This window comes from Streptococcus sp. CM6 (assembly GCF_000526095.1).
Classification (GTDB): Bacteria; Bacillota; Bacilli; order Lactobacillales; family Streptococcaceae; genus Streptococcus; species Streptococcus oralis_BW.
Genome location: NZ_JATS01000017.1, coordinates 1 through 3,313, shown reverse-complemented (window position 1 = coordinate 3,313; position 3,313 = coordinate 1). Strand labels below are relative to the sequence as shown.

Here is a 3,313-nt window from a genome sequence, read left to right as displayed (position 1 = left end):
TTTTTTCATTTATAATTCTCCTTACAACCTAACTATAAAAAATTAAGTTTCAATATAGCTTTTTTAATACTATGCCATTATATAACTAAATTCTTAAAACTAAAAATTGAAAGTCCTGAATTTAAATAGATTGATTTCTTGCCTAATAATGCTTTAATATTAATTCTTAAAGTTCTTAAGTTTTCAATGTTAAAAATCATGTAGAGTAGAATGCTTGCTACTAGTATCCTTTGACACTCCCTCTTTAGAGAACTTATTAAATCTAGTTAAAAAGGACGTTTATAGTAGTTCTACTTTTATTCCTTGACTCTTAAAAATATCCTCAACTTGTTCAAAATTACTAGTCATAATTGTCGCTTTCTTCAGATTTGGAAACTGTTGCAGTTCTTTAAGACTAACTTCATTTAGATCGAAACTATCATCTTGAATATAGGACTCCTGAATTACTTCGATAAAAAAGTTAACTACAGAAACAAGGGAATTAAATTTGTTTTTCGCGCTAAAATGATGCGCGTTTTTTAGAATAAAACAAGTATTAAACTTAATACAATTTTAACATAGCGGAAAAGAGGTGTAAAGAATAAATACTCTGAAAAGCTTGTATACATTATTGATTCGTGCACAAGTATGTAAATATTGTAAAACAATTTCAAAATGTGGTAGACTAGATATGAATTTTGATGGACGATAATTAGGTCTGAGAAAAGGTTATAGATGGAAAAATTAGTTTTTATCGGAATGCTAGTGTTCTTGGCAATTGTGTTTATTGGAATATTGATTTGGCTGCGTTTTAGAATGAAGAACACCTTTGAGAACGGTGTTCCAGTGTACGATGCCCCAGCCAATAATCAGACTAGGACGAGTAAGCTAAGCGTAGGAGAGTATGCAGTGCACATAGTTTTAATACTAATTAGCGCTGTAATTGCCTTTAGGGTCATGAGCATGTTCCGTCATGGGGCGGCGCCAATTGGTGCTGCTATTATCACGCCTTCTATAATGTCGCTTTTCAATGCACGAAGGAGAACCGGGAAATCTTGGATGGGTATCGTTGCAGTGCTTATGGTATTCGTGTTTTTGATGTTTGTATATATAATTATAGGTCTACCTGATAACGCACCTCCACTTAAAATTGACGGAACTGAAATTCATCTTACAGAGACTAAGATTTCGGATCTGATAGACAAGGGGTTTGAAATCTATGTGTCAAATGGTAGACATGATTATCCTAATTATAACGAGCTTTTGACAACGGGAAGCTATACTAAATACCAAGGAACTGGGGTTAGTGTACCAAACGGCTTTAAGTCATATGACTCAGCAGTTACGCGATCTACCTATCTTCTTGTAAAGAAGAAAGTAGTTCTCGTATGTATAGGTGTTTACGGAGATAAGAGGAAGAATACGGAGCTGAAGGACTGTGTAGTTACGCAGGTTTGCTTTGATTCTGAGTGCACAGCTGTTGCCCAAAAATATGGGATCTCATATAATATAGATGGTATAGATGTGCTAAAGAAGCTTGACGAAAACGAGTTCACGAAAGTATTTGGGAAAAAAATATGGCTGACTCCAAGCGAGCCAAGAGATGAATATTTGGGTCATTATGGCGTGCAGTGGGGCGCAGGTAACAATGAATTCTTTTGGAATCATTACTTTATGAGTTTAGACCTTGATTCGAATAATGATATAGTTAATTTTAATTTTAGTTCTAATATTGCAGCTGAGCGATAGAAGAATTTGCAGGGATAATTAGGCAAAATGAAAAATAAAAAAGTAATAAGTAAGACAAAGTATGCTATTTATCTTCTAGTGGTCCACCTTATATGCATACTTTTCACTATAAGCAAAATAGTGATACCTTCATGGGGTCACTGGTTAGAGACGACACGCTTTCTTTGGACAAGCTTTCCTACCTATGTATGCGTGTTAATAGCCATTTTCCCAATGGTATGCTTTTGGCCATATTTGATTAGTGCAGATTTTAAGCCGGGTACAGCAAAGACCTTGCTTGCGACTTTTGGTCTAATAGTAGGTAACGTGACTCTGATTTTGATATATACGACTGTTTTGCACAAGGTATTATAGGTATAAAAAAATCCCTTTATAGGGATTTTTTGATTGCTTCAAGTAGCTCGTCATATTCTTCAAATGCTGGAACCTCTGGGTGATCCTTCTTGATTGATTCGGTGCTTCTAAACAAGAATCAACATGCTCAGTTATCGAAAATATATCCACAGGTTCCACTCGTTTCAAAGTGCACATTGGTCACGCCATCAACTTCGCACATGTTAAGTTATTTTTCTGAGATTGAAGGCAGCCGATTATAGTGCCTTCTTTGGTATTTAAATATTACCGAGCGATAGCCTTATTTCTATAAATTCAGTCAACTTCCCTTTCCCATCGTCTAAGCACCTCTTTCAAAGGCTCATCTAGATAGCTTAAGGCCTTATCCTTAATCCACTCAGGAATTCCATAAGCTGCCTCGGCGATACTTCCTGTGATTGCAGCAAGAGTATCACTGTCCCCACCAAGAGAAATCGCATTTCGAATCGCATCTTCAAAATCTGTACTCTCCAGAAAGGCAACGATAGCTTGAGGAACGGTATCCTGACACGTTTCATTGAAACGGTACGTAGGATGAATTTCATCTAACGTTTTAGAAAGGTCATATCTATACTCTTTCTTGATATATTCCTTGATACATCTTTTAATCTCCGCAGGGTTATCGCTACCATCACCACCAAAAACAAGAACAGCATCATATCGCTCACGAGAAGCTTCTTCTGCAAAGTTTGTGGCGTCTTGCGCTTTCTCCGTAATTTTAATTTCCACATCTTCAAAATAGTCTCTAGCTTTATTCTCCAGTTTCACCTTATAATCCAAAGCTTTTTCGCCACCAGAGGTTGGATTGATGATTACCATAATTTTTTCATTTATAATTCTCCTTACAACCTAACTATAAAAAATTAAGTTTCAATATAGCTTTTTTAATACTATGCCATTATATAACTAAATTCTTAAAACTAAAAATTGAAAGTCCTGAATTTAAATAGATTGATTTCTTGCCTAATAATGCTTTAATATTAATTCTTAAAGTTCTTAAGTTTTCAATGTTAAAAATCATGTAGAGTAGAATGCTTGCTACTAGTATCCTTTGACACTCCCTCTTTAGAGAACTTATTAAATCTAGTTAAAAAGGACGTTTATAGTAGTTCTACTTTTATTCCTTGACTCTTAAAAATATCCTCAACTTGTTCAAAATTACTAGTCATAATTGTCGCTTTCTTCAGATTTGGAAACTGTTGCAGTTCTTTAA

At 34.9% G+C, this 3,313-nt stretch carries 3 protein-coding genes; 1 reads left to right on the top strand and 2 read right to left on the bottom strand.

Going from position 1 to position 3,313, the window contains the following annotated elements; genetic code table 11:
- Positions 1-279: 279 nt before the first annotated feature.
- Positions 280-429, bottom strand: coding sequence for a DUF6892 domain-containing protein (locus HMPREF1516_RS10215; RefSeq protein ID WP_443030934.1), 150 nt, complete (start codon positions 427-429; stop codon positions 280-282).
- Positions 430-714: 285 nt separating this feature from the next.
- Here HMPREF1516_RS10215 and HMPREF1516_RS04600 point away from each other — a divergent pair, with 285 nt between their 5' ends.
- A complete protein-coding gene (locus tag HMPREF1516_RS04600) occupies positions 715-1,728 on the top strand; it encodes a hypothetical protein (protein ID WP_033605897.1) in 1,014 nt (337 codons plus the stop codon).
- 648 nt (positions 1,729-2,376) lie between these two features.
- Here HMPREF1516_RS04600 and HMPREF1516_RS10120 read toward each other — a convergent pair.
- On the bottom strand, positions 2,377-2,919 hold the full coding sequence (locus HMPREF1516_RS10120; protein ID WP_084647641.1) for an ADP-ribosylglycohydrolase family protein: 543 nt from the start codon (positions 2,917-2,919) through the stop codon (positions 2,377-2,379).
- Between the last annotated feature and the right edge of the window lie 394 nt (positions 2,920-3,313).

Excerpts from the sequence above, each read along its gene's own strand:
- HMPREF1516_RS10120 (WP_084647641.1), bottom strand. The coding sequence starts at position 2,919 with ATGGTAATCATCAATCCAACCTCTGGTGGCGAAAAAGCTTTGGATTAT.
- HMPREF1516_RS04600 (WP_033605897.1), top strand. The coding sequence starts at position 715 with ATGGAAAAATTAGTTTTTATCGGAATGCTAGTGTTCTTGGCAATTGTG.